The following is a 24160-nucleotide window of genomic DNA, read 5'->3' on the forward strand; positions in this document are numbered from 1 at the left end:
CCTTATTGATTATTAGCCCTCACCAAGCTGGTTTGTACGGGATAAACAAGATAGGTGGTGAACATATGCCCAAAAAAGTTCTCATTTTTTGTGATCCTGGGATTGATGATACGATGGCTCTCCTCTTAGCATTCTTTATCGATGAAATAGAAATCGTCGGTATCGTTGCTGATTACGGCAATGTTCCAAAAAAAATGGCCGTAGAAAATGCTCATTTTTTTAATAACGAAACAAAGAATAGAAATATCAAGATATTCGGTGGTTCAGAACGTCCCCTTACTGGTGCCCCACCTGCGTTTTTTACGGATGTACATGGGAAACAGGGGCTTGGGCCAATTATTCCAAAGGTGAATGTGACTAACGGAGAAATGGAGAATTTTTTTGAAGTCATTCCTCTTATTGAACAGTATAAAGATGAATTAATTATTGTGAGTTTAGGAAGACTTACCTCCCTAGCAATTTTGTTTATCATGTGCAAACAGTTAATGAAACAAATTAAATCTTACTATGTAATGGGCGGTGCCTTTTTACATCCTGGTAATGTTACCCCTATTTCCGAAGCAAACTTTTATGGCGATCCTACTGCCGCTAATATAGTCCTTCAATCCACAGCTAACATGTACATATACCCATTAAACGTCACTCAATACTCCATCATTACACCAGAAATGGCAGAATACATTGAGGCAAAAGGAAAAGCTCCACTTGTCAAACCGTTATTTGATCATTATTACTACGGATATTATAAAGACACCCTACCACATTTAAAGGGGAGCCCCTTCCATGACACAATACCAATACTCGCTTTACTTGATAACTCTATGTTTACCTATCACAAATCACCTATCGTTGTCATGACAGAATCTTATGCACAAGGGGCAAGAATTGGAGAATTTCGCTCTTTAGGAGAATCTAAACCATTTATTGATTGGCCGAGTCATCAAATAGCAATTGATTTTGATTATAACCGCTTCTTCAAACATTTCATGTCACTTATGACGGGTGAACAATTTTAGCATAAAAAAACAGACCGTGATTTCTCACGGTCTGTCGTTTATTTTCTACAATTATCGTTTGATGTTATAGAAAGATTTTACACCATCGTAAACAGCGATTTCGCCTAGCTCGTCTTCGATGCGTAATAATTGGTTGTACTTAGCAATACGGTCAGTACGGCTCATAGAACCAGTTTTGATTTGGCCAGCGTTAGTTGCAACTGCGATGTCAGCGATTGTAGCATCTTCAGTTTCACCAGAACGGTGAGATACAACTGCTGTGTAACCAGCACGTTTAGCCATTTCGATAGCTTCGAAAGTCTCAGTTAAAGTACCGATTTGGTTAACTTTAATTAAGATTGAGTTAGAGATACCTTTTTCGATACCTTCAGCAAGTTTTTGAGTGTTAGTTACGAATAAATCGTCACCAACTAATTGTACTTTATCACCGATACGCTCAGTTAATAATTTGTGACCATCCCAGTCGTTTTCGTCTAAACCATCTTCGATAGAGATGATTGGGAAGTCTTTGCAAAGCTCTTCATAGAAATCAACCATTTCTGCAGAAGTTAAGCCAGTACGGCCTTCGCCTGCAAGGTCATATTTACCAGTTTCTTTGTTGTAGAACTCAGAAGAAGCAACGTCCATTCCTAAGAATACGTTCTCGCCAGCTTTGTAACCAGCTTTTTCGATAGCTTCGATGATTACTTCTAGAGCTTCACGGTTAGAACCAAGGTTTGGAGCGAATCCACCTTCGTCACCTACTGCAGTGTTAAGACCTTTGTCATGTAATACAGCTTTAAGTGCATGGAATACTTCAGCACCCATACGGATTGATTCTTTGAATGTTGGAGCACCAACTGGTAAGATCATGAACTCTTGGAAGTCAACGTTGTTATCAGCGTGAGAACCACCGTTGATGATGTTCATCATTGGAGTTGGTAATTGTTTTGCATTGAATCCACCAAGGTAACGGTATAATGGAAGACCTACGAAGTCAGCTGCTGCGTGAGCTACTGCCATAGATACACCAAGGATAGCGTTAGCGCCTAGTTTACCTTTGTTTGGAGTGCCATCTAATTCGATCATAGCACGGTCAATACCAGCTTGGTCAGTTACATCGAAACCAGCGATTTCTGGAGCGATAATTTCGTTAACGTTGTTTACTGCGTTAACAACACCTTTACCAAGGTAACGAGATTTGTCACCGTCACGTAATTCTACTGCTTCGTGCTCACCAGTAGATGCACCACTTGGTACGATAGCGCGTCCGAAAGCGCCGCTTTCTGTGTAAACTTCTACTTCTACAGTTGGGTTACCACGAGAGTCAAGGACTTCGCGAGCATAAACATCAATAATTGTTGACATAATAAATTCTCTCCTTTTTATATAAGCAAATTATTTAATAATTGTTTTACCTGTCATTTCTTTCGGTTGCTCAACACCAAGAAGTGTAAGCATTGTTGGAGCGATATCACCTAAGATACCATCTTCACGTAATTCTACGTCGTTCTTAGTAACGATGAAAGGAACCGGGTTAGTTGTATGAGCTGTCATTGGCTCTCCTTCAGAAGTTAATTCTTCATCCGCATTACCATGGTCAGCAGTAATAAGTGCTACACCATCTTTTGCAAGAATCGCTTCTACAACTTTTCCTAAACATTCGTCAGTTGCTTCTACTGCTTTAATTGTTGGTTCCATCATCCCAGAATGGCCAACCATATCACAGTTCGCAAAGTTAAGAATGATAACATCATGTTTATCATTTTCGATTTCATTTACTAAAGCGTCCGTTACTTCGTAAATGCTCATTTCAGGTTTCAAGTCATACGTTGCAACCTTTGGTGAGTTAATTAAGATACGCTCTTCTCCTGGGAATTCAGCCTCACGACCACCGCTAAAGAAGAATGTAACGTGCGGATACTTTTCAGTTTCCGCGATGCGAAGTTGCTTTAATCCCGCTTGCGCAACAACTTCACCTAAAGTGTTATCAAGGTTCATTGGCTTGAATGCCACGTAACCATCTACAGTTTCACTGAAGTGTGTCATACATACGAATTCTGGAATGTGAGGTACTTTTTCACCACGATCGAACTCACGGAAGTCTTCGTTTGTAAATACACGAGCAATTTGAATTGCACGGTCTGGACGGAAGTTATAGAAGATAACTGCATCATCATCATTGATTGTTGCAACTGGCGTGTTATCTTCGTTAACAATTACAGACGGCAATACGAATTCATCATAGATACCGTTCGCATAAGAGTCTTCTACACACTCTTCTGCTGATTTATAAGTAGGGCCTTCACCATTCACCATAGCACGGTAACATTTTTCTACGCGATCCCAACGCTTGTCACGGTCCATGGAGTAATAACGACCAGAGATAGTCGCGAATTGTCCTACTCCTGTTTCTTTAATTACTTCATTTGTTGCATCGATATAGCTTTGTGCTGTTTTTGGTCCAACATCGCGGCCATCTAAGAATGCATGAATGTATACTTTCTCAACGCCTTCTTTAGCTGCTAAGCGAAGAAGAGCAAACATATGGTTCATGTGACTGTGCACACCACCGTCAGAAAGTAAACCGAATAAATGAAGTGCAGTACCTTTTTCTTTTACGCTTTTAATTGCACTTTGGAACGTTTCGTTCTTATCGAACTCACCTTCACGAATTGCAACGTTAACGCGTGTTAAGCTTTGATATACAATGCGGCCAGCACCGATATTTAAGTGACCAACCTCAGAGTTACCCATTTGACCTTCTGGAAGACCTACTGCCTCGCCACAAGCTGTAAGCGTTGTGTGAGGGAATTTGTTCCAGTAACCATCAAAATTAGGTTTCTTAGCTTGTGCTACAGCATTCCCGTAAGTTTCTTCACGAAGTCCGAAACCGTCAAGAATGATTAAAGCTGTTGGCTTTCTCATTTTACCGCCCCCAGAAGACCTAAGAACGAAGCAGGCTCTAAGCTAGCACCGCCAACTAAAGCGCCGTCGATGTCAGATTGTGCCATATACTCTTTAATGTTTTCTGGTTTTACGCTACCGCCGTATTGGATACGAACAGCTTCTGCAGCTTCTGGAGAAACAGCTTCTGCAACAACTTTACGGATGTGCGCACATACTTCGTTTGCATCTGCAGAAGAAGAAGATTTACCTGTACCGATAGCCCAGATTGGCTCATAAGCGATAACAGTTGCTTTAACTTGCTCTTCTGTTAAACCTGCAAGTGCTTTTGTCACTTGACCTGCTACTAGATCAAATGTTTTTCCGCTTTCGCGCTCTTCTAAAGTCTCACCACAACATACGATTGGTGTTAAACCATGTTCAAATGCTGCGATAGTCTTTTTGTTTACTGACTCATCTGTTTCAGCAAACATTTCACGACGCTCAGAGTGGCCAAGTACTACATAGCCAACTTTTAAGTCGCTAAGTGCTACTGGGCTAATTTCGCCAGTGAATGCACCATTTTTTTCGAAGTGCATGTTTTGTGCACCTACTTGTAAGTCAGTTCCTTCAGTTGCTGCTACAAGGCGCTCTAAGAATAGAGCTGGAGAGCAAACTACTGCATCAACAGCTGAAGCTGCTGGGATTTGACCTTTAACTTCCTCTACGAAGCTAACTGCTTCTGATAGAGTTTTATTCATTTTCCAGTTACCTGCGATAATTGGTTTACGCATGCTTTGCACCGTCCTTTTTCTTTGGCTGCTACTTATTTGTCGTTAAGACAAACTACACCTGGAAGCTCTTTACCTTCCATGAATTCTAATGACGCACCGCCGCCAGTAGAAATGTGGCTCATTTTATCAGCCATACCGAATTTTTCAACAGCTGCTGCAGAGTCACCACCGCCGATAACAGAGTATGTATCTTCTGCATCTGCTAATGCTTGTCCTACTGCTTTTGTACCTTCTGCGAATGGAGTCATTTCGAATACACCCATTGGTCCATTCCATACAACAAGCTTAGAATTTTTAATTACATCTGCATAAATTTCACGTGTTTTAGGACCGATGTCCACGCCTTCCCAGTTAGAAGGGATAGAGTCGATACCAACGATTTTAGTTGTTGCAGTTTCAGAGAATTCCTCAGTGATTACAACATCAACTGGCATGTAGAAGTTTACGCCTTTTTCTTTTGCAAGTTGCATAAATTCTTTAGCTAGTTCGATCTTGTCGTCTTCACATAGAGATAGACCAATTTCATGACCTAAAGCTTTAACGAATGTGTAAGCAAGTCCACCACCGATGATTAAGTTATCTACTTTGTCTAATAGATGACGAATTACACCGATTTTATCTTTTACTTTCGCACCACCGATAATAGCTGTAAATGGACGTTCTGGGTTAGAAAGTGCTTTACCAAGTACATCTAACTCTTTTTCCATTAATAGACCAGATACTGCTGGTAGGTAGTCTGCGATACCTGCTGTAGAAGCGTGAGCACGGTGAGCTGCACCGAATGCATCGTTTACGAAGATGTCAGCAAGTGCTGCAAATTCTTTCGCAAGTTCTGCATCGTTCTTTTCTTCGCCCGCATAGAAACGTACGTTTTCAAGAACTAATACGTCGCCTTCGTTCATTGCTGCAACCATTTCTTGTGCAACTGGTCCGAATGCTTCGTCCGCTTTTTTAACGTCTTTACCAAGAAGCTCACCTAAACGTGCTGCTACTGGAGTTAAACGCATTTCTTCTACTACTTGACCTTTTGGACGGCCTAAGTGACTTGCTAAAATAACTTTCGCACCTTGCTCTACTAAATATTGAATTGTAGGAAGAGCTGCACGGATACGAGTTTCATCTGTAATTTTGCCTTCTTTCATAGGTACGTTGAAATCAACGCGGCAAAATACACGCTTACCTTTTAAATCTACGTCACGAATTGATTTTTTGTTCATTGGATTTCCCTCCGACTACTAGTTAGGATTGACAAAACCCACTCAAAAGCTTAACACATTTGCTTTTAAAACGAAAGAAAAGAGAGAGGGAACAAACCCTCTCCCTCGTTTTGTCATTGATAACTTATATAATTAAGAATTAAAGACCTTTTGAAGTCATGTAAGCTGCTAGGTCTACTACGCGGTTAGAGTAACCAGTTTCGTTATCGTACCAAGAAAGTACTTTAACCATGTTACCTTCCATTACCATTGTAGATAATGCATCGATTGTAGAAGAAGCTGTACATCCGTTATAGTCGATAGATACTAATGGCTCTTCGCTGTATCCAAGGATACCTTTTAATTCGCCTTCAGCTGCTGCTTTGAATGCTGCATTTACTTCTTCAACTGTTACTTCTTTGTCAAGTTCAACAACTAGGTCAACTAGAGAAACGTTAGCAGTTGGAACACGTACAGCGCCACCGTTTAATTTACCTTTAAGTTCTGGTAATACTAATGCTACAGCTTTAGCTGCACCAGTAGATGTTGGGATCATGTTTTCAGCTGCTGCACGAGCACGACGTAAATCTTTGTGTGGTAAGTCTAAGATTTGTTGGTCGTTAGTGTAAGAGTGAATTGTTGTCATCATTCCGCGTTTTACGCCGAATTTTTCGTTTAATACTTTAGCGAATGGAGCTAGACAGTTTGTAGTACAAGAAGCGTTAGATACTACGTTGTGGTTAGCTGCATCGTATTGTTCGTGGTTAACACCCATAACTACAGTGATATCTTCGTCAGAAGCTGGAGCTGAGATGATAACTTTCTTAACTGATCCACCTAAGTGTTTCTCAGCGTCTGATTTTTTAGTGAAACGGCCAGTAGATTCTACTACTACTTCTACTCCGTAGTCGCTCCATGGTAATTGAGCTGGGTCACGCTCAGCGATAACTTTAATTTCTTTACCGTTAACAACGATGCTGTTTTCGTTAGCAGATACTTCTGCATTTAAAGTTCCGTGAACTGTGTCATATTTTAAAAGGTGAGCTAATGTTTTAGCATCTGTTAAGTCGTTGATTGCTACTACTTCTACCTCAGAGTTGTTAAGAGCTGCGCGGAATACGTTACGTCCGATACGTCCAAATCCATTAATACCAATTTTAGTCATTTGAATTTCCTCCTTGGGGGATTATATTAAAGGGTAAAACCCTTTGTTAACTGTTTTGCTGCACCTTCATCTGTAATTAGAATTGAAGTGTGCCCTTGTTTAATTACAGCCTGTATTGCTTTTGCCTTTGAAGAACCTCCAGCGACTGCAACAACGTGAGATACATTTTGTAAATCCTCTAGTTGCATACCAACTGTTCTTACTTTATGAACAACATTTCCTTCTTCATTAAAGTAGTAACCGAAAGCTTCGCCAACTGCTTCGCTTGCCTGAATCTTTAACCAATCTGCTTCTGAAGTACTTCTGCGACGTGCCATTGTTAACGCATCACCTATTCCATGAATGACGATATTGGAAGATCGAATCAACTCAAGAACTTCTTTCACGGAAGGCTCTGTCACAATAGACGCATATGCTTCGCTACTAACATGGTCTGGAACATACAATAAGCGATAATTACTCATCGTATTTTGTGCCATCTTGGCACAAATGGTATTGGCTTCTAATTCGACGCCTTCTCCAATTCCACCACGTGCTGGGACAAATAGCATATGTAAATCTTTGCAATCAAGTTGCATCATGTCCGCAGCAGCAGCTAGCGTAGTTCCTCCAGCCACAGCAACGATATTATTCGCTGTCAGACGGTCTTTTATACAAGTCACACAAGCACGGCCCATCTCCAGTTTGACCCAAGGTGATTCATCACTATCACCAGGGACAACGAAAACTTCATCCAAGTCTAATGTTTCCTTAAGTTGCTTTTCTAAAACCTTTAACCCGGAAATTTCTTTCATAAAGTCTTCCAAAGCAAGAACTAAAGCTGTTCCTTCTTCTGTCAAAGTCATTCCAGAAGAAGCGACGTGAACTAAGTTTTGTTCTTTCAAAACTTGAACTTCACTTCGCAATACTCGTTCTGTCATACCGAGACTTGCTGATAAGTTTCTTCTTCCAATCGGCTGCATGAGCCTAATGTATTGAAGAATTTGCATTCTCGTTTGCATAACAGGTAGCAGATCAGGTAATAATTTTTTTGTGTTCTGAATCCATGAGCGCATATCTTTTCTCCTCACTACATCGGTTCATTTTTCCTTCGTGGTCACTTTACGTCCCGTAGTGACATTTTGTGTCCCACATAGGTTAAAAAAATAATCCCTGCTACGTGTATTATTGTAACAGGAGATAGAAACTTATTCAACTCTTAACTGCATTCTTTATATAGTTTATTATGACACCTTTGTGAATGTTACCATATTCTACTTGTTTTCCGTCCATTTCTACAACCGGAATCATTAAGTGATATTTTTCTAAAAGGTCATTATCTTCATATATATCTATTTCCTCGATTTGAAAAGAATATTCACATTGTACTTCCTGTAAAACTTGTTTTGCCTTCACGCAAAGGCCACAATCTTTTTTAGTATACAGTACAACTTTCATCTTCTTCACCTATCCGATCGTTTTTCGTAATGACGAAGCTGGGATATGCATTTGTTCTCTATACTTCGCCACTGTTCTTCGAGAAATAACAATTTCATGCTCTTCTTCTAATAATTTTGAAATCTTTTGATCTGAAAGTGGCTTTTTCTTATCCTCTGCCCCAATTAACGTTTGAATAAATTGTTTTACACGTTTTGTAGAAACTGCTTCATCTTCAGTCGTCGAAACGGCATTGCTAAAGAACGATTTCATCTCAAATAAACCGTGTGGTGTTTGCACATATTTATTTCGCGTCGCACGACTAATTGTCGATTCATGCACACTTAACTCTTCAGCTACCTCTTTTAAAGCGAGAGGTCTTAAATACTCTGGACCTTTCCAGAAGAAATCACGTTGTTTTTCCATAATAATAGTCATTACTTGCAGCAATGTCTGTTTTCTCTGCTTCAAACTGCGCATAATCCACTGCACATGCTGATACTTTTCTGATACGTAAGATGCTACTTCACTTTCACTATTATTAAGAAGCGCACTATATTCAGAATGAATTTCAATTCTCGGCATATTTCTCTCGTTCATTTGTAAGACGAGGCGATCGCCATCTTTTTTCACCGCCATATCAGGTACAATGTAAAGTGGTTTATCTGAAGAAAACGCAAGACCTGGTTTTGGTTGTAATGACGTTATACAATTTACCGCACTCTGCAATTCCTCATTACTACACTTCAACACTTGAACGAGCTTTCGCCAATCTTTCTTCACGAAATAAGCGAAATGATCTTCTACAACCTCTTCTGCTAATCCATTACGTCTTTGTAAGCGCTTCAATTGCAAGGTTAAACATTCCTGAATATTACGCGCCCCTACCCCTGCTGGTTCCAGTGATTGGACAAGCTCTACAGAGCGGTCGACTACATGAATGGGCGCAGAAAGGAGCTCTGCTAACTCTTCATTCGTTTCTTGTAAATATCCATTTCCATCCATGTTCATAATAATGAAGGAAGCTACTTTTCGCTCTTCTTCATCTATTTTATAATACTGTATTTGATTTAATAAATGTTGCTGAATCGTTGTAGAATCCACACTGTAGATCTCCATCTGATTCTCGACTTGTTTGCTGGTACTTTTACTGTTGTTAGAGCTCTTTTTCTTCTCCCTCTCAAAACCACCTAACTCAATAAGGGGATTCTCTAACGATTGCTCATACAAAAACTCCGATAATTCTTGTACATTATACTGGAGCATTGTAATCGCTTGCCTTAACTCTTGTGTCATTGCCAAACGTAAGCTTTGTTCTTGTAAAAGACTTGCCTTCAAACTAATCTCCCCCTTGTTTCTATTGTACAATAAGTTTGGTAAAAGGAGAATCCTCACGCAGACACCCATTCCAAAATATTATTAATTTATATGTATTAATGAGATTTACAACTTACAACCGAAATTTGAATAATATTGAAAGAAAATAATAAGGTTAAAAATTATCATCAAGTACTAATAGTAAATCTTATTACCAGATATAACAAGAGGGAAATAAAAACAGTCCTAACCTACAAAACGTAAGTTAGGACTTTTTGACGCGCCCAGAGGGATTCGAACCCCCGGCAGACGTGGTACCGGAAACCACCGCTCTATCCGACTGAGCTATGGGCGCATGATTATAGAAAACACTTCATTTTCTTCTCATAATAATAGCAATAAAATCCATCTAAATCAATAAAAATATCCCCGTAATACCTTATGCATCTTAGCTAAAAGCATATAAAATCTATTTCACCCCTAAATTTTCCAATCATAAATTCACCCCAACTCACAAATTATAATCTTTGAATTGATATTCCAAAGGGGGCTTCATTCAATGACTGTAATTACGAAACTAAAGCAAACTGTTTCTGGATTAAAAAGTGCACAAGCTAGCTTAGAGGGATTCGCTCTTGATACGGATAACCAACAAGCGAAGCAACTTTTCCAAACAGCTGCGCAGCAAACACAAACGATTATCGATTCTTTAAACCCACGCGTTGAAGAAGTCCAACAAGAAGAACCACAATACTCACAGCAATAACAAATCAGTCTTGCTGTGAAATAGAAAAAGGATGATATGCAGTCATCCTTTTTCTATCACATTACATATTGTAATAGAAATGGAATGATAATTATGCGAAAACTCGGCCTCATAACCGCATTATTTGCACTTCTATTTAGCTCTTTTACCGGATGTGATAATAGTCCTTTAGATAAAAAAGTGAAAGAAGAAGCAAAACGAACGGAGAAAGAAAAAGGTCCAAAGTTAACAAAGACGAGTACGGAATCCTTTAATCAATCTATATCACAAGGAGCGAAAAAAAGAGCTCTCGCTATGGATGAAATTATAAAAAGCACAGCAGTGAATTCAAATTTAGATCTCTACATAGCAGTTACACCTGAGCATCACGAAAGGTTTGGATTAAAACCTCTTCGTAAAAAGCTTCAAAAGCAGCTAAGTGATGAGCATCCTACTTTCGATGTTCGTGTCAGTACAGATAAAAAAATCTTTATGTTACTCGAAAAACTCGAAAGAAAAATTAAGGAAAAAGAAGTATCTAAAGATGAAATTAATAAACAATTAAAATTCATTGGTAAAAAAATGGAGTCTAACACTTAACGCTTTTTAAAAGAAAAGGAAGGATTGCAATGGCTAGTAAAGATAAAAACTTAACCCCTGTACAACAGGAGTATAAAAAATTCGAACAAGAACGCGAACCGAAACGACCTGTCTTAAAAAATTGTATAAAAGCCTTTTTCGTCGGTGGTTTTATTTGCTTCATCGGACAACTCATTTCTACTTTTTATATCACATATTTTGATTTCACTGAACGCTCAGCAGGCAATCCAACAGTCGCAACTCTCATTTTCATCTCCATGTTACTAACTGGATTTGGTATATACGATCGTTTTGGACAGTTTGCCGGAGCAGGTACAGCTGTACCTGTTACTGGATTTGGTAACTCTGTTATTGCCGCATGTATTGAGCATCGAACGGAAGGATTTGTCCTTGGCGTTGGCGGCAATATGTTTAAACTAGCTGGTTCTGTTATTTTATTTGGTGTATTTTCCGCTTTCGTCATCGCACTTATTAAAACTATTCTCGTTCAATGGGGAGGGCTATAAATGTTACAAGGACACCGAACGTGGGTATTTGAAAACAAACCAGTCATTATCTCAACAGGGGTTGTCGGTGGACCATTTGAAGCAAAGGGGAACATCCCAGAAGACTTCGATATCCTTCATGAAGATTTATGGCTTGGACAAGATTCCTATGAAAAAGCACATAAAATTTTATTCGAAGAAGCTTGTAGCCGCGCTACTGAAAAAGCAGAACTTCGTAAAGACGATATTCAATTCGTACTCGCAGGAGATTTAATTAATCAAATCACTCCAACAAGCTTTGCTTGCCGCACACTTGGCACTCCTTATCTCGGACTATTCGGGGCTTGCTCTACTTCTATGGAAGGTTTAGCACTTGGGGCAAGTATCGTAAATGCAAAAGGTGCAAAATATTTATTAACTGGAGCTTCAAGCCATAATACTGCTGTAGAAAAACAATTCCGCTACCCTACCGAATACGGCGGACAAAAGCCGCCTACTGCACAGTGGACAGTAACCGGAGCAGGAGCCGCTATTTTAAGCGATACTGGACACGGTCCAAGAGTAACCTCTGCAACAATCGGACGAGTGATTGATATGGGATTAACGGATCCGTTTAATATGGGAGGCGCAATGGCTCCAGCTGCAGTTGATACAATTGAAGCCCATTTACGTGAACGCCAAATTGATGCCTCTTACTACGATTTAATCGTAACAGGCGATCTCGGACATGTAGGACGCGAAATTGCTTATGACTTACTACATAAACACGGAACGAAAGTAACGAGCGAACAATTTCAAGATTGCGGAATTATCATTTACAGAGAAGGACAACCTGTCATAGCTGGTGCTAGCGGGCCTGGATGTTCCGCAACAGTCGTGTATGGTCATTTATTAAACCGAATGAAAAGAGGAGAGTTCAAAAAAATACTTGTCGTTGCGACAGGCGCTTTACTATCTCCACTTACATTCCAACAAGAAGAAACAATTCCATGTATCGCTCATGCCGTTTCGATTGAATTTGGAGGTGCAACGCAATGATTTTTTTCTGGGCTTTCGTCATTGGCGGACTCATATGTGTAATCGGCCAACTTATGTTTGATGTCGGCAAACTAACCCCCGCTCATACAATGGCAACACTCGTTGTTGCTGGAGCTATATTAGATGGATTTAATTTGTATGAGCCATTAATTGATTTCGCTGGAGCCGGGGCAACTGTACCTATTACAAGCTTTGGTAATGCCCTCGTTCATGGCGCAATGGAAGAAGCTGCAAAACATGGCATCGTTGGCGTTATTACCGGCATGTTTAAAGTAACGAGCGCCGGTGTATCAGCAGCTATTATTTTCGGCTTCATTGGAGCATTATTATTCAAACCGAAAGGATAAGAGGTGTTTATATGACTGTTATCTCTAGCGTAAAAACTTGCCTTGCTAGTGTAAGGGGCGCCCAAGCAAGCTTAAGCTCTCTTTCATTAAATTCACAAGACGAAGAATCAAAACGCGTATTTCATGAATGTATGTTAGAAATGGACAGCGTCATCGCTGATTTAAAGGATAGAATTTCAGTATTAGAACGTGAAGAACCTCAATATAAAGGGTTTTAAGTAGACTGGAGGAAACGACTATGTCTCACCTGCCGGAATGGACACTTGTCATTCTTCGCTCTGTATTCATATTAATTATTTTATTCGCTATTACGAAATGGTTAGGGAAAAGACAAATCTCTCAGCTTTCCTTTTTTGAATACATAGCCGGAATGACGATTGGTGACATCGCTGCCCAAGTATCTACAGGGCTCGATTCAAAATTTTTTCACGGTGTCTTTGCAATACTCATTTTCGCTGTGGTACCTTTTTTAACAGGAATCCTCTCTTTAAAGAACAAAACAGCTCGGGACTTCTTTGAAGGAAAATCTACCGTATTAATAAAAGACGGAAAGATACTCGAAGATAATTTAAAGAAAGAAAAATATACGAGTGACGAATTACTGGAACTTCTCCGTGGAAAAAGTGCGTTCAGCGTAGCTGAAGTCGAATTTGCTGTCTTAGAACCGAGCGGAGAATTAAATGTATTATTAAAGAAAGATTCTCAGCCACTTACAGCAAAAGACATCGGTTTAAAAGTACCAAACGAGAAAGAACCACAAACTGTTATTATGGATGGAAATGTACTAGATGAACCTCTTTCAGCAAGCGGACATAACCGCGCTTGGCTACATTCAGAATTAGAAAAAATCGGTGTTGTTATTGAAAATGTCTTCCTCGGTCAAGTGGATTCATACGGACAACTTACTATCGACATTTACAATGACAAACTCCAAATGCCTTCTCCTCAAAACAAACCTTTATTATTAGCATCTTTAAAAAAATGTCATGCTGATCTTGAACTATTTTCCCTAGAAACAAAGTCGAAGTCAGCAAGCGAAATGTATAGTAAAAACGCGAAACAAATCGAAAAGATTTTAAATAAAGTAACCTATCTTTTAAAAGACTAATTATCGAAAGAACGCTTCAGTTAAAAGGCGTTCTTTTCTTTTTTCTCCAGTTTTCGTAACGTTTAAATTTATGTAATTCGGTTATGATGTTGAAGATACATAAGCAGGGAATTTCGAAAACATAGCGAATATTTCATGGTACAACTACATATTTTTTTGATTTAAAGTGGTTTCGTTTGACCTTTATTGACCATAATTGTATTATAAGACTAAGAAAGCTTTATAAGGAGGAAATAACAGATGAATTTAATTCCTACAGTAATTGAACAAACAAATCGTGGAGAACGCGCTTACGATATTTACTCTCGACTATTAAAAGACCGCATCATTATGCTTGGTAGTGCAATTGATGACAACGTAGCTAACTCAATCGTTTCCCAGCTTTTATTCTTGGAATCTCAAGATCCAGAAAAAGATATTCACATCTACATCAACAGCCCTGGTGGTTCTATCACAGCGGGTATGGCAATCTATGATACAATGCAGTTTATTAAACCACAAGTATCAACAATCTGTATCGGTATGGCTGCATCTATGGGTGCATTCTTACTTGCAGCAGGTGAAAAAGGAAAACGTTATGCACTTCCAAACAGTGAAGTAATGATTCACCAACCACTTGGTGGAGCACAAGGTCAAGCGACTGAAATCGAAATCGCTGCAAAACGTATCCTATTCTTACGTGAAAAACTAAACCAAATTCTTGCTGACCGCACTGGTCAACCACTTGAAGTACTACAACGCGACACAGACCGCGACAACTTCATGACAGCAGAAAAAGCTTTAGAATACGGTTTAATCGATAAGATCTTTACAAATCGTTAATAACTAAAAGCGGAAGCGGCTCGTTCAGAATCACAGGGCGATGGAGCCCTGATTCCGAGGCGCTTTTTGCCTCGAATGAAGGGGCGAAGCGACCGGAGATTCTAGCCGCTGGAGCTGGATACAACTAAAAGCGAAAGCGGCTTGTTTAGAATCGCAGGGCGATGGAGCACCTGATTCCGAGGCGCTTTTTGCCTCGAATGAAGGGGCGAAGCGACCGGAGATTCTAGCCGCTGGAGCTGGATACATAAAAAAAGCGCCCTATTACAGGGCGCTTTTTTATTATCATGCACCTCCGTCTGGATACCCACCCTGGTATTCACCTAAATATATCAACGATTTTTCAATTATATCGAACAAAACTTAAATTATATCAACGATTTTTTTAATATATCAACGGTTCGACACAACATATCGATTTACCGACAATCTACGACAAGGACAAACCACCTACATACCCCCTATCCCAAAAACTCCCTTTAAGTAAACCGCAAAAACAAAAAGCTATCGCATATACGCGATAGCTTTTTATTGTACATATGCAGCTAATGCTTCTAAAGCCTCTTCTGCATCTGAACCTTCTGTTGTAATTGTTATCATGCTTCCAGTTCCAATTGCTAAGCTCATAATCCCCATTATGCTCTTTGCATTTACTGTCTTTCCATCTTTCTCGATGAAGATATCTGCATGAAAGCGATTTGCCTCTTGTACAAACAACGCAGCCGGACGTGCTTGTAAACCGTTTTTTAATGAAACCTGAACTCGTTTTTGAACCACAGCTCCATTTCCCCTTTAACCTCTTATTTTTTTACTAACGTTTCCCCCGCGCGTAATTTCTCTGCGATTTCATCGATTTTACGCAAACGATGATTAATACCCGACTTACTAATCTTCCCCCCGGATACCATCTCACCTAACTCTTTCAATGTTACATCTTGATAATCTCTTCGTAATTGTGCAATCTCTTGTAATTTATCCGGCAAAATATCAAGACCAACTGTCTCATCAATATAACGAATATTTTCAATCTGTCTTAGTGCTGCACCAATTGTTTTATTTAAATTAGCTGTTTCGCAGTTCACTAAACGATTTACAGAATTACGCATATCACGTACGATTCGAATATCTTCAAATCTTAAAAGTGCATTATGAGCACCTATAATATTTAAAAACTCTGTAATTTTTTCTGCTTCTTTCAAATACGTAATGTACCCTTTTCTTCTTTCCAACGTCTTACTATTTAAATCAAATCCGTTCATCAGTTCACATATAGCATCATTATGTTCCTTATATAACGAAAAGATTTCTAAATGATAAGATGATGTTTCTGGGTTATTTACTGAACCACCTGCTAAAAATGCGCCACGTAAGTACGATCGTTTACAACATTTCTTCTCAATCAATTCTTGTGATATATTTCGAATAAATGAAAAGTCATCTCGAACGATATGAAGATCAGCTAATATTTCGCGAGACTTCTCAACAAGCCGCACAATATATACATTATTTTTCTTCAAGCGCATTTTTTTACGGACAAGCAATTCTACCGTCACGTCATATCCTTTTTTCAAAAGCGTATAAATCCTTCTTGCAATTGCCGCATTTTCCGTTTGAATATCGATAGATAGACGACGGTTTGAAAAAGAAAGCGACCCGTTCATTCGAAGTAACGCTGATAATTCTGCTTTCTCACAGCATTCCTTCATCTCAAGATTCGTCAACTCTTTCTTTGTTTCTGATGCAAATGACACAGTCAACACCTCCTTATACGATTATTATGGAACAAAATTCTTGTCCTATATGAATGAGGAGCGCTACCTCAAACGAGGCAACGCATATTTATAACAATGAATATAAAATGGACGCTAACTTTAACGTATCATGCCTTACAACATGATCATCATACTTCGCTAATCCCTCTTGAATAACATCAATATTATTTTCAACAAAACGTTCTTCATCCACTACAACTGGTGTAGACATTTCTTCCTCATATGACTTGCGTAATTCACAAGGAATCTCACGGTTATTTACAATTGCAGTATTGATAAATGGTTGCCCTAAATGATCGTGTAACGCCTGCACATGATCAAAAGCAGTATATCCCATCGTTTCACCCGCTTGTGTCATAACGTTACATACATATACCTTCTTCGCCTTTGCAGCAAGAACAGCGTCTCCAATTTTGTTAACAACTAAATTGGGCAATATACTCGTATACAAACTTCCAGGACCGAAAACAAGTAAATCAGCTCGTTTAATCTCAGCCAACGTTTCATGCAATGGCTCTACATCTTCTGGAGTTAAAAAGACACGATTAATCTTCTTTCCGTAATAAGGAATCTTTGATTCACCTGTTACAATTTCCCCATCTTCAAGTTCCGCATGAAGTACCGCACTTTGATTCGCTGCTGGTAATACACGTCCTCTGACATTTAATACTTTACTTGTTTCTGTAATTGCATGGAAAAAGTCTCCTGTAATCGAGGTCATACCTGCCAACAATAGATTTCCTAACGCATGACCTTTCAGTCCGTCTCCTGTTGTGAAACGGTGCTGAAATAAAGCTTCCACCAGTGGCTCTACATCCGATAACGCAACAAGTACGTTACGGATGTCACCTGGAGGTGGAATTTCTAGCTCATCACGTAATCTACCCGAACTGCCACCATCATCAGCAATTGTAACAACTGCTGTAATATCAACAGGATATTGCTTTAATCCTCTTAATAAAACAGAGAGTCCAGTTCCGCCTCCCATGATGACAATTTTAGGCTTTCTCTCTTTTTTCATCCCTTAATGGCCCTTTCTCTTCTCCACATCACGATGAGATACATGAACACTATACTCTGGTTTCAAATGTTTCCCAAGGTATTCTGTAAGCGTAACAGAACGATGCTGTCCACCTGTACATCCAATTGCAATTACAAGTTGACTTTTGCCTTCTCTTTTATAATGAGGCAGCATGAAAGTAATCAGATCCGTCAACTTCTCTAAAAACTTATGTGTCTCATTAAATTTCAGTACATACGAAGAAACTTCTTCATCTAGTCCTGTTAATGGCTTCATGTGTGGAATGTAATATGGATTTGGTAAAAAACGAACATCAAATACTAAATCTGCATCAATTGGAATACCGTACTTAAATCCAAATGACATAACATTTACACGAAATGCTTGCTCAGTTTCTGTTGAGAACAAGTGAACAATTTTTTCACGTAATTCTTTCGGTTTTAAATCCGATGTATCAAGCACAATATTCGCTCGCGCCTTCATATCTGTTAATAAATTACGCTCTGCTTCGATTCCCTTTAACGGCAAACCAGTTGGTGCAAGTGGATGCGAACGTCTCGTTTCTTTATAACGAGTTACAAGCGTACTATCTTTCGCATCTAAAAATAAAATATGAGGAATAATCCATGTACGTTCTGATAAATCATCAAGTGCTCCCCATAAATGTTCAAAAAACTCGCGGCCACGTAAATCAATACCAAGTGCCACTTTATTCATTTTCCCTTTTGAATCCGCCATAAGCTCAATAAACTTCGGCAATAACATCGGTGGTAAATTATCCACACAAAAATATCCTAAATCTTCAAAACTTTGTAAAGCTACTGTTTTTCCAGCTCCAGACATCCCTGTAATAATTACCATTTTTATATCATTATTCTCTGTCATTGTATCCTCTCCTTGACGGTTTAACTCGGATCTAATCGATATGAAAGCAACTCAAAATCTGGGGTATATACAAATGTACCGTAGATTATGCCATTTCCTTTAATTAAATAATCAATAATGTGATAATCTCCTGGCGCCATTGCTAAATCATCAATTTTATCAAATGTATGCCAACCAATGATGCCTTCTTCGCTCTCTAGTTTGTTTTCTCCTGCAAAATCTGTCGCTAAAAAGGAGAACATCATCCATTCAGAAACAACTTTATCACCTTCTTGGATGACAAAGGTGAAGACCCCCTTTAACGCTGGGTTTTTCAAATAAATACCTGTTTCTTCACGATACTCGCGAACAACGGAATCTCTTACAGTCTCACCACGCTCCATTTTCCCGCCTGGTGCAACCCACCAATTTCGGCGAGGTTTTTGGAGTAAGAGTACTTCATTATCTCTAATTAACACACAGTTTGTCACTCTTTGCATGTTTCTTCACCTCAGCTACTTGCAGTAAAATTCCTCACTGCATACTTCTTTCATTATACTATCAAAAACAGTTTGCTACAACGAAGGAGCCAGTCCTCTTTCGCTAAGCATATGCTACTCAGCAATTTTAAAAAAGCTTTCTATAACAAGCAATGTAAATGCTTAGACTTTTAATGAATAGAATGAAAAATCCCCTTAACGCTTTTTATCGCCAAGGGGATTAAAGTACTTATTTCTTACCGAAATAAGTAACAATCGCAAATCCTAAAACAAAGGTAATAATTGAACTTATAATTGAAAATCCGCCAGTCGGAATCCCAGGGAATACAATTACAATCGAACCGATTACAAGTCCAATAATTGCCGCAAATGTCATACTTTTATAACGATCTAATAAAAAACTAATGCCTTTACTACTTACAACAAATCCAACCATAACACCAGCACCGATAACCACGATTAAAGGTAAGTTAAGTGTAGTTAAAGCGTTAATTGCTGTTGGATACACACCAATAATTAATAAAATAAACGATCCACTAATTCCAGGAAGCAGCATGGCCATACTAGCCATCCATCCTGCGAAAAATAAACCAATTGCATTTAAAATTGTTAACGTCGTAATTGGATCTGCTGCCTTATCTGGTTTAAAGAAAGCTGTAATCGCAACAAGAATTGCTGCAACTATTAATAAAACGATGTGCTTACCTTTAAACGACGACTTTGCATCAGCTTCCCTCATTAACATCGGTAATATACTAATAATTAAACCGAGAAAGAAAAATTGAGTCGGTTCATAATGATTTGCAAGTAAATATTTAATAACGTGACTTAACGTTAAAAATGCCGCTGCCACACCAGCTGCAAGTGGAATTAAAAATCCTAAATGTTTTTTCCATTCACGACTAAAGAATCCACTAATTGCCGCAAGCAATTGTTCATAAATCCCTAACACAACAGCGATTGTACCGCCGCTCACACCAGGAATTAAATCACTAACGCCCATACAAAATCCACGATATATATTACGCCATTCCATACTGAATAAATTCCTCATTTCTTATAGTGATTTTTTCCGTAAAGTCCAGTATATCAATAAGAAAGCTTATAATCCTTATATTTTTTGACAAAACTTTGACATTTTCACACAAAAAAAGAAGAAAGCTCCTGTCGGTAGCTTTCTTCTCACAAGGTATATTATCCCTTATTTTTCTGATACAGTTTTTAATTCCTCTAATAATTCTTCTACGTAATGTTGTGCACTTTGCGCTGCAATACTACCGTCACCTGTTGCAGTTACAATTTGACGAAGCATTTTTTCACGAACATCACCAGCTGCGAAAATACCAGGAATTTTCGTTTCCATACGCTCGTTCGTTTCAAGGTAACCATTTTCATTTGTAATACCTAGTTCAACAAATGGTTTTGATAAAGGTAACATACCGATGTATACGAATACGCCGTCAGTTTTGACTTCTTTCTCTTCTCCACTATTTACGTCCACAAGTGTTACACTTCCTACTTTACCACTTGCTTCGTTGATTTCTTTTATCGTGTGGTTCCAAATGAAATCTACTTTTTCGTTTTGGAAAGCACGGTCTTGTAAAATTTTCTGTGCACGAAGCGTGTCACGACGGTGAACGATCGTTACTTTTGATGCGAAGCGCGTTAAGAACACACCCTCTTCAACAGCAGAATCTCCACCGCCAATTACGATAAGTTCTTTTCCTTTAAAGAATGCTCCGTCACATACTGCACAATATGATACACCGCGGCCGCCAAGTTCTGTTTCACCCGGTACACCAATTTTTTTATACTCTGCACCGCTTGCAACGATAATTGCACGTGCTTTATATTCTTTTTTACCAGCAATAATTGTTTTGTATTCCTTACCATCGATGACTTCTTTCACATCACCGTATGCATATTCAGCACCAAATTTCTTCGCATGCTCGAACATTTTATTTGATAAATCTGGTCCTAAAATAGACTCATAACCTGGGTAGTTTTCTACATCTTCCGTGTTTGCCATTTGGCCACCTGGAATACCACGCTCAAGCATTAATGTGCTTAAATTTGCACGAGATGTATATACTGCAGCTGTCATACCAGCTGGTCCTGCACCAATAATAACGACATCATAAATTTTTTCTTCTGACACACTATTCACTCCTATCCATTCCTACACAATTAAGTTACCCTCATTATACTGTTAGCATCATTTTTTTCCCAATGATTTGCTTATCTTATGTGTGCGTACGCTTAACAGCTTGCACATACTTTCGGACAGTCGCTACAGATACATTATATACATCTCCAAGCTCCGACTGTGTCATTTTATTTCCTTGTTCGCCGCGTACAATGTATTCAATCGCAGCTGACCAGCCGTACACATTTGTAAATATGTCTCCAGATGTATATAAACGTATGAACGTACAAAACCAAAAGTGTAAACACTCTTCAATTAATTCATCATCTTTTTTCGTATAATTGTATAATGCATCCGCGATTCTCGCGCACTGCTCAAATTGCTGTAAATCAGCTGGAATACTCTTATGACTATTAAGTAAAAAGAAGTACTTTGCAAGTTGTGATACGATGGGAACACCGTTCTTCGCTTGCGTTATATCAAAGAAGAATCCCACCTTCTCCGGCGTTGACAATTCATTCATTAAATATAAAGCTAGCATTTGTTCTTCTAGCGTCGCACTTTGCTGAAATGATTTTCGTAATTCTTCAAATAACACGTTTTGTCCTTCATCTGCTAAATTCAGCGCATTCCACGGTTCTTTTCCCTTTTTATCAGGATGCAATTCCACGACATATTGCCACATTTTTTCAGCTAGTTGCTGATCTTTCACCATATAAGCAGAATATGCAAACCAATAATAAAAACTAACGTCTCCCTCATATCCTTGACGCTTTAATAATTTGAACCATTTATATGCATGCTCGAAATAACCAATTGTTGCAAGTGTAGTTCCCAGTTTCAAACGATGTTCAAATGAAATCGGATATACCGAAACTAGCTGTCCCGCTAACGCTTCTACTTGTTTATGCTCTCCAATTGAATATAGAAAAATAAGCGTATTACAAAGCGCATGTATATTACCAGGATTTTTCTCTAAAATCATTTCTGTTAACTTCAGTGCTTTGTCTACATTACCAGATTGAAAATGTGCAATGGCTAAATTATTATGACCTGACCAAAATTCCGGATAATCTTTCGTAACAATTTCTAATGTAGCAATTGCTTCTTCCAATTGTCCATTACGAATATAACGATTCGCTTCTTCCTGCATAACAATTAAATCATCTTCATCTTCAATCTCTTCCGCACCCATTGCTTCTTCTTCCATAATCTCAAGAAGTTCTAATGTATCTTCTACGAATTCCTTCTCTTTTGCAACTTCTAAATAGCGATCCGCATATTTCTTCGCCTGTTGAAATAACCCCATATATGCATAATTATTTGCAATAAAATAATAGCACTGTTCAAGTTCTGGATTAGATCTAACTAACTTTAAGAAGATTTGATTCGATTCTTGATATTCACCAGCCTCAGATAATACTGATGCTAATTGACATAAAATAAACGGCTCCTTCTCACTTTGTGCCGCTCTTCGAAAATATTTAATTGCATCTTGCAATTTTTGTCCTTTGTAAGCTCTCATCCCTTTTTTATAAAAGAAGTCCGCTAATTGATTAAAAGAGATAACTTGTCCGTTCTCCTTATATATCCTTTGATTTTTCCCCATATATCCTCCAGTTTTTTGTTTTCTTCGTTCACACATTCTTCTATCTATAAGTATAAACGATTCCGTAAAAAACAAAACAGTATATTATACTCAATTATTTCCTTTTTATTCATAAAAAAAGAGGAGAAATGTTACATTTTCACCATGAACCTTCTCTGGCGGTCATTTGCTCTTTCGTATAAATAATACGCATTGGATTTCCACCTACGAAAGCACCGCTCGGTACATCTCTATGAACAAGTGTGCCAGCTGAGACAGTCGCACCGTCTCCAATTTTCACACCTGGTAATATTGTTACATTCGCTCCAATCATCACTTCATTTCCAATAACGATTTCCCCAAGTCGATATTCACGAATTAAATATTCATGTGCTAAAAGCGTTGTGTTATAGCCAATAATCGAATTCTCTCCCACAGTTATCTTTTCTGGGAACATAATATCCGGCATTACCATAAGCGCAAATGATGTTTTCTTTCCTACTTTCATCCGTAAAAAAGTGCGGTACAACCAATTCTTCACAGATAAAAATGGCGTGTAACGTGCAATTTGGATAATAATAAAGTTTTTCATTACCTTCCAAAAAGACACTGTTTTATACACATTCCATAATGAATTTTCTCCTGAAACAGGATAGCGCGTTGTCCGTCGCACTTAGCTCGCTCCTCTACTAACTTACTTGGACCTTTATGAACGGTTCATATTAGACAAAATCGGTAGCAAATCACTCATTTTATCTAGCATAAAGTCTGGCTTGTAAGCTTCTAAATAAGCTCTACCTTTCAACGTCCATGAAACCGCAGCTGTTTTCGTCCCCGCATTTTGACCACCGACAATATCATGATGATTATCCCCAACCATCAATGCTTCTTCTGGTTTTGCATCTAATAATTCAAGCGCTTTTTGAAGTGGCTCTGGATGTGGTTTCACATGCTCTACATCATCAATTGTCACGACAACATCAAAAAATTCATCAAGCTTTGACAACTGTAATCCCATCTCAACGGTTTGTCTCGCTTTCGTTGTAACAATACCCACTTTATAACCTTGCTTCTTCAACTCTCGAACTGTTTCATATACAGTTTCATATTCTTCTACTAATTCATCATGATGATCATGGTTAAATTTGCGATAGCTTGTAATCATCTCTTCAACCTTATTTTCATCAATCTTACTGAAAGTATCATGCAAAGATGGGCCGATAAATGGCAACACATCTTCACGCTTATATTGATTTGGATAATATGTATTTAAAGTATGTAAAAAAGAAGAAATAATAAGTTCGTTTGTATTAATTAAAGTTCCATCTAAATCAAATAACACTGTATTTATTCTCATC

The 24160-nt window shown here is 38.5% G+C and carries 27 protein-coding genes and 1 tRNA gene; 9 read left to right on the forward strand and 19 right to left on the reverse strand.

Features of this window, described 5'->3' with window-relative positions:
* Positions 1-65 precede the first annotated feature (65 nt).
* The gene (locus tag ACZDYH_RS19965) at positions 66-1016 is read left to right on the forward strand and encodes a nucleoside hydrolase (protein WP_434713088.1); all 951 of its coding nucleotides are present in this window, start codon (positions 66-68) and stop codon (positions 1014-1016) included.
* Between the two features lie 51 nt (positions 1017-1067).
* Here ACZDYH_RS19965 and eno read toward each other — a convergent pair whose 3' ends face one another.
* The 9 genes from eno to ACZDYH_RS20010 all read right to left on the reverse strand — a co-directional run bounded on the left by eno (position 1068) and on the right by ACZDYH_RS20010 (position 10124).
* A complete protein-coding gene (gene eno / locus ACZDYH_RS19970; RefSeq protein ID WP_000103953.1) occupies positions 1068-2363 on the reverse strand; it encodes a phosphopyruvate hydratase in 1296 nt (431 codons plus the stop codon).
* A gap of 30 nt (positions 2364-2393) precedes the next feature.
* Positions 2394-3923 carry a 2,3-bisphosphoglycerate-independent phosphoglycerate mutase gene (gpmI, locus tag ACZDYH_RS19975; RefSeq protein ID WP_001231152.1) on the reverse strand — a complete coding sequence of 510 codons (1530 nt, stop codon included), beginning with the start codon at positions 3921-3923 and terminating at the stop codon, positions 2394-2396.
* Positions 3920-4675, reverse strand: a complete 756-nt coding sequence (tpiA, locus tag ACZDYH_RS19980; protein WP_001231038.1) for a triose-phosphate isomerase — start codon at positions 4673-4675, stop codon at positions 3920-3922. The genes gpmI and tpiA overlap by 4 nt, the downstream gene beginning before the upstream one ends.
* Positions 4676-4707: 32 nt before the next feature.
* Positions 4708-5892 carry a phosphoglycerate kinase gene (locus ACZDYH_RS19985; protein WP_001036350.1) on the reverse strand — a complete coding sequence of 395 codons (1185 nt, stop codon included), beginning with the start codon at positions 5890-5892 and terminating at the stop codon, positions 4708-4710.
* A gap of 139 nt (positions 5893-6031) precedes the next feature.
* On the reverse strand, positions 6032-7036 hold the full coding sequence (gene gap / locus ACZDYH_RS19990) for a type I glyceraldehyde-3-phosphate dehydrogenase (RefSeq protein ID WP_000161236.1): 1005 nt from the start codon (positions 7034-7036) through the stop codon (positions 6032-6034).
* Positions 7037-7062: 26 nt separating this feature from the next.
* Complete coding sequence (cggR, locus tag ACZDYH_RS19995) at positions 7063-8091, reverse strand: gapA transcriptional regulator CggR (protein WP_001258185.1); 1029 nt, start codon at positions 8089-8091, stop codon at positions 7063-7065.
* Positions 8092-8227: 136 nt separating this feature from the next.
* Complete coding sequence (locus ACZDYH_RS20000; RefSeq protein WP_000869730.1) at positions 8228-8473, reverse strand: glutaredoxin family protein; 246 nt, start codon at positions 8471-8473, stop codon at positions 8228-8230.
* 9 nt (positions 8474-8482) lie between these two features.
* Positions 8483-9790 carry an RNA polymerase factor sigma-54 gene (rpoN, locus tag ACZDYH_RS20005; RefSeq protein WP_000647959.1) on the reverse strand — a complete coding sequence of 436 codons (1308 nt, stop codon included), beginning with the start codon at positions 9788-9790 and terminating at the stop codon, positions 8483-8485.
* A 258-nt stretch (positions 9791-10048) separates the two neighbouring features.
* Positions 10049-10124 (reverse strand) — tRNA-Arg (locus tag ACZDYH_RS20010).
* A 204-nt stretch (positions 10125-10328) separates the two neighbouring features.
* On the opposite strand from ACZDYH_RS20010, the gene ACZDYH_RS20015 reads away from it, so the two are divergent.
* The 8 genes from ACZDYH_RS20015 (at position 10329) to clpP (ending at position 14914) form a co-directional block, all read left to right on the forward strand.
* Positions 10329-10535: a DUF1657 domain-containing protein gene (locus tag ACZDYH_RS20015; RefSeq protein ID WP_000216166.1), complete on the forward strand. Its 207-nt coding sequence runs from the start codon at positions 10329-10331 to the stop codon at positions 10533-10535.
* Positions 10536-10628: 93 nt separating this feature from the next.
* Positions 10629-11114: a YhcN/YlaJ family sporulation lipoprotein gene (locus ACZDYH_RS20020; protein ID WP_001228545.1), complete on the forward strand. Its 486-nt coding sequence runs from the start codon at positions 10629-10631 to the stop codon at positions 11112-11114.
* A gap of 29 nt (positions 11115-11143) precedes the next feature.
* On the forward strand, positions 11144-11620 hold the full coding sequence (gene spoVAC, locus ACZDYH_RS20025) for a stage V sporulation protein AC (RefSeq protein ID WP_000146953.1): 477 nt from the start codon (positions 11144-11146) through the stop codon (positions 11618-11620).
* Positions 11621-12637: a stage V sporulation protein AD gene (spoVAD, locus tag ACZDYH_RS20030; RefSeq protein ID WP_000938970.1), complete on the forward strand. Its 1017-nt coding sequence runs from the start codon at positions 11621-11623 to the stop codon at positions 12635-12637. It abuts the gene before it with no gap.
* Positions 12634-12984 (forward strand): stage V sporulation protein AE, encoded by a 351-nt coding sequence (gene spoVAE / locus ACZDYH_RS20035; protein ID WP_000575919.1) that lies wholly within the window; start codon positions 12634-12636, stop codon positions 12982-12984. The genes spoVAD and spoVAE overlap by 4 nt, the downstream gene beginning before the upstream one ends.
* A gap of 11 nt (positions 12985-12995) precedes the next feature.
* Positions 12996-13202 (forward strand): DUF1657 domain-containing protein, encoded by a 207-nt coding sequence (locus ACZDYH_RS20040; protein WP_000216153.1) that lies wholly within the window; start codon positions 12996-12998, stop codon positions 13200-13202.
* A gap of 20 nt (positions 13203-13222) precedes the next feature.
* Entirely contained in the window at positions 13223-14092 is an 870-nt protein-coding gene (locus tag ACZDYH_RS20045; RefSeq protein ID WP_000018922.1) for a DUF421 domain-containing protein, read from the forward strand.
* Between the two features lie 240 nt (positions 14093-14332).
* Positions 14333-14914, forward strand: a complete 582-nt coding sequence (clpP, locus tag ACZDYH_RS20050) for an ATP-dependent Clp endopeptidase proteolytic subunit ClpP (RefSeq protein WP_001049162.1) — start codon at positions 14333-14335, stop codon at positions 14912-14914.
* 525 nt (positions 14915-15439) lie between these two features.
* Here the strand turns inward: clpP and ACZDYH_RS20055 are convergent.
* The 10 genes from ACZDYH_RS20055 to ppaX all read right to left on the reverse strand — a co-directional run bounded on the left by ACZDYH_RS20055 (position 15440) and on the right by ppaX (position 24159).
* Positions 15440-15688: an HPr family phosphocarrier protein gene (locus ACZDYH_RS20055; RefSeq protein ID WP_000250307.1), complete on the reverse strand. Its 249-nt coding sequence runs from the start codon at positions 15686-15688 to the stop codon at positions 15440-15442.
* A gap of 23 nt (positions 15689-15711) precedes the next feature.
* Positions 15712-16662: a DNA-binding protein WhiA gene (gene whiA / locus ACZDYH_RS20060; protein ID WP_000006558.1), complete on the reverse strand. Its 951-nt coding sequence runs from the start codon at positions 16660-16662 to the stop codon at positions 15712-15714.
* 88 nt (positions 16663-16750) lie between these two features.
* On the reverse strand, positions 16751-17704 hold the full coding sequence (locus tag ACZDYH_RS20065; protein ID WP_000712188.1) for a gluconeogenesis factor YvcK family protein: 954 nt from the start codon (positions 17702-17704) through the stop codon (positions 16751-16753).
* A 3-nt stretch (positions 17705-17707) separates the two neighbouring features.
* The gene (rapZ, locus tag ACZDYH_RS20070; protein ID WP_000138459.1) at positions 17708-18589 is read right to left on the reverse strand and encodes an RNase adapter RapZ; all 882 of its coding nucleotides are present in this window, start codon (positions 18587-18589) and stop codon (positions 17708-17710) included.
* Positions 18590-18609: 20 nt separating this feature from the next.
* A complete protein-coding gene (locus ACZDYH_RS20075; RefSeq protein WP_001190080.1) occupies positions 18610-19068 on the reverse strand; it encodes an NUDIX hydrolase in 459 nt (152 codons plus the stop codon).
* Positions 19069-19297: 229 nt separating this feature from the next.
* A complete protein-coding gene (locus ACZDYH_RS20080; RefSeq protein ID WP_000455197.1) occupies positions 19298-20104 on the reverse strand; it encodes a DUF368 domain-containing protein in 807 nt (268 codons plus the stop codon).
* A gap of 165 nt (positions 20105-20269) precedes the next feature.
* Positions 20270-21226: a thioredoxin-disulfide reductase gene (gene trxB, locus ACZDYH_RS20085; RefSeq protein WP_001288078.1), complete on the reverse strand. Its 957-nt coding sequence runs from the start codon at positions 21224-21226 to the stop codon at positions 20270-20272.
* Positions 21227-21311: 85 nt separating this feature from the next.
* The gene (locus ACZDYH_RS20090) at positions 21312-22823 is read right to left on the reverse strand and encodes a tetratricopeptide repeat protein (protein WP_000517720.1); all 1512 of its coding nucleotides are present in this window, start codon (positions 22821-22823) and stop codon (positions 21312-21314) included.
* 139 nt (positions 22824-22962) lie between these two features.
* A complete protein-coding gene (locus ACZDYH_RS20095) occupies positions 22963-23475 on the reverse strand; it encodes an acyltransferase (protein ID WP_001255070.1) in 513 nt (170 codons plus the stop codon).
* Positions 23476-23508: 33 nt separating this feature from the next.
* Complete coding sequence (ppaX, locus tag ACZDYH_RS20100) at positions 23509-24159, reverse strand: pyrophosphatase PpaX (RefSeq protein ID WP_001222402.1); 651 nt, start codon at positions 24157-24159, stop codon at positions 23509-23511.
* Position 24160 lies beyond the last annotated feature (1 nt).

It is taken from the genome of Bacillus sp. EB V-12, from assembly GCF_056158125.1.

What these genes read in the sequence shown, in the direction of transcription:
- ACZDYH_RS20090 (WP_000517720.1), bottom strand. Translation starts at nt 22,823, where the DNA reads ATGGGGAAAAATCAAAGGATATATAAGGAGAACGGACAAGTTATCTCT.
- ACZDYH_RS20015 (WP_000216166.1), top strand. Translation starts at nt 10,329, where the DNA reads ATGACTGTAATTACGAAACTAAAGCAAACTGTTTCTGGATTAAAAAGT.
- ppaX (WP_001222402.1), bottom strand. Translation starts at nt 24,159, where the DNA reads ATGAGAATAAATACAGTGTTATTTGATTTAGATGGAACTTTAATTAAT.
- spoVAE (WP_000575919.1), top strand. Translation starts at nt 12,634, where the DNA reads ATGATTTTTTTCTGGGCTTTCGTCATTGGCGGACTCATATGTGTAATC.
- ACZDYH_RS20075 (WP_001190080.1), bottom strand. Translation starts at nt 19,068, where the DNA reads ATGCAAAGAGTGACAAACTGTGTGTTAATTAGAGATAATGAAGTACTC.
- ACZDYH_RS20040 (WP_000216153.1), top strand. Translation starts at nt 12,996, where the DNA reads ATGACTGTTATCTCTAGCGTAAAAACTTGCCTTGCTAGTGTAAGGGGC.
- tpiA (WP_001231038.1), bottom strand. Translation starts at nt 4,675, where the DNA reads ATGCGTAAACCAATTATCGCAGGTAACTGGAAAATGAATAAAACTCTA.
- ACZDYH_RS19985 (WP_001036350.1), bottom strand. Translation starts at nt 5,892, where the DNA reads ATGAACAAAAAATCAATTCGTGACGTAGATTTAAAAGGTAAGCGTGTA.
- gpmI (WP_001231152.1), bottom strand. Translation starts at nt 3,923, where the DNA reads ATGAGAAAGCCAACAGCTTTAATCATTCTTGACGGTTTCGGACTTCGT.
- eno (WP_000103953.1), bottom strand. Translation starts at nt 2,363, where the DNA reads ATGTCAACAATTATTGATGTTTATGCTCGCGAAGTCCTTGACTCTCGT.
- cggR (WP_001258185.1), bottom strand. Translation starts at nt 8,091, where the DNA reads ATGCGCTCATGGATTCAGAACACAAAAAAATTATTACCTGATCTGCTA.
- ACZDYH_RS19965 (WP_434713088.1), top strand. Translation starts at nt 66, where the DNA reads ATGCCCAAAAAAGTTCTCATTTTTTGTGATCCTGGGATTGATGATACG.
- ACZDYH_RS20080 (WP_000455197.1), bottom strand. Translation starts at nt 20,104, where the DNA reads ATGGAATGGCGTAATATATATCGTGGATTTTGTATGGGCGTTAGTGAT.
- ACZDYH_RS20065 (WP_000712188.1), bottom strand. Translation starts at nt 17,704, where the DNA reads ATGAAAAAAGAGAGAAAGCCTAAAATTGTCATCATGGGAGGCGGAACT.
- clpP (WP_001049162.1), top strand. Translation starts at nt 14,333, where the DNA reads ATGAATTTAATTCCTACAGTAATTGAACAAACAAATCGTGGAGAACGC.
- spoVAD (WP_000938970.1), top strand. Translation starts at nt 11,621, where the DNA reads ATGTTACAAGGACACCGAACGTGGGTATTTGAAAACAAACCAGTCATT.
- ACZDYH_RS20045 (WP_000018922.1), top strand. Translation starts at nt 13,223, where the DNA reads ATGTCTCACCTGCCGGAATGGACACTTGTCATTCTTCGCTCTGTATTC.
- spoVAC (WP_000146953.1), top strand. Translation starts at nt 11,144, where the DNA reads ATGGCTAGTAAAGATAAAAACTTAACCCCTGTACAACAGGAGTATAAA.
- gap (WP_000161236.1), bottom strand. Translation starts at nt 7,036, where the DNA reads ATGACTAAAATTGGTATTAATGGATTTGGACGTATCGGACGTAACGTA.
- ACZDYH_RS20020 (WP_001228545.1), top strand. Translation starts at nt 10,629, where the DNA reads ATGCGAAAACTCGGCCTCATAACCGCATTATTTGCACTTCTATTTAGC.
- rapZ (WP_000138459.1), bottom strand. Translation starts at nt 18,589, where the DNA reads ATGACAGAGAATAATGATATAAAAATGGTAATTATTACAGGGATGTCT.
- ACZDYH_RS20000 (WP_000869730.1), bottom strand. Translation starts at nt 8,473, where the DNA reads ATGAAAGTTGTACTGTATACTAAAAAAGATTGTGGCCTTTGCGTGAAG.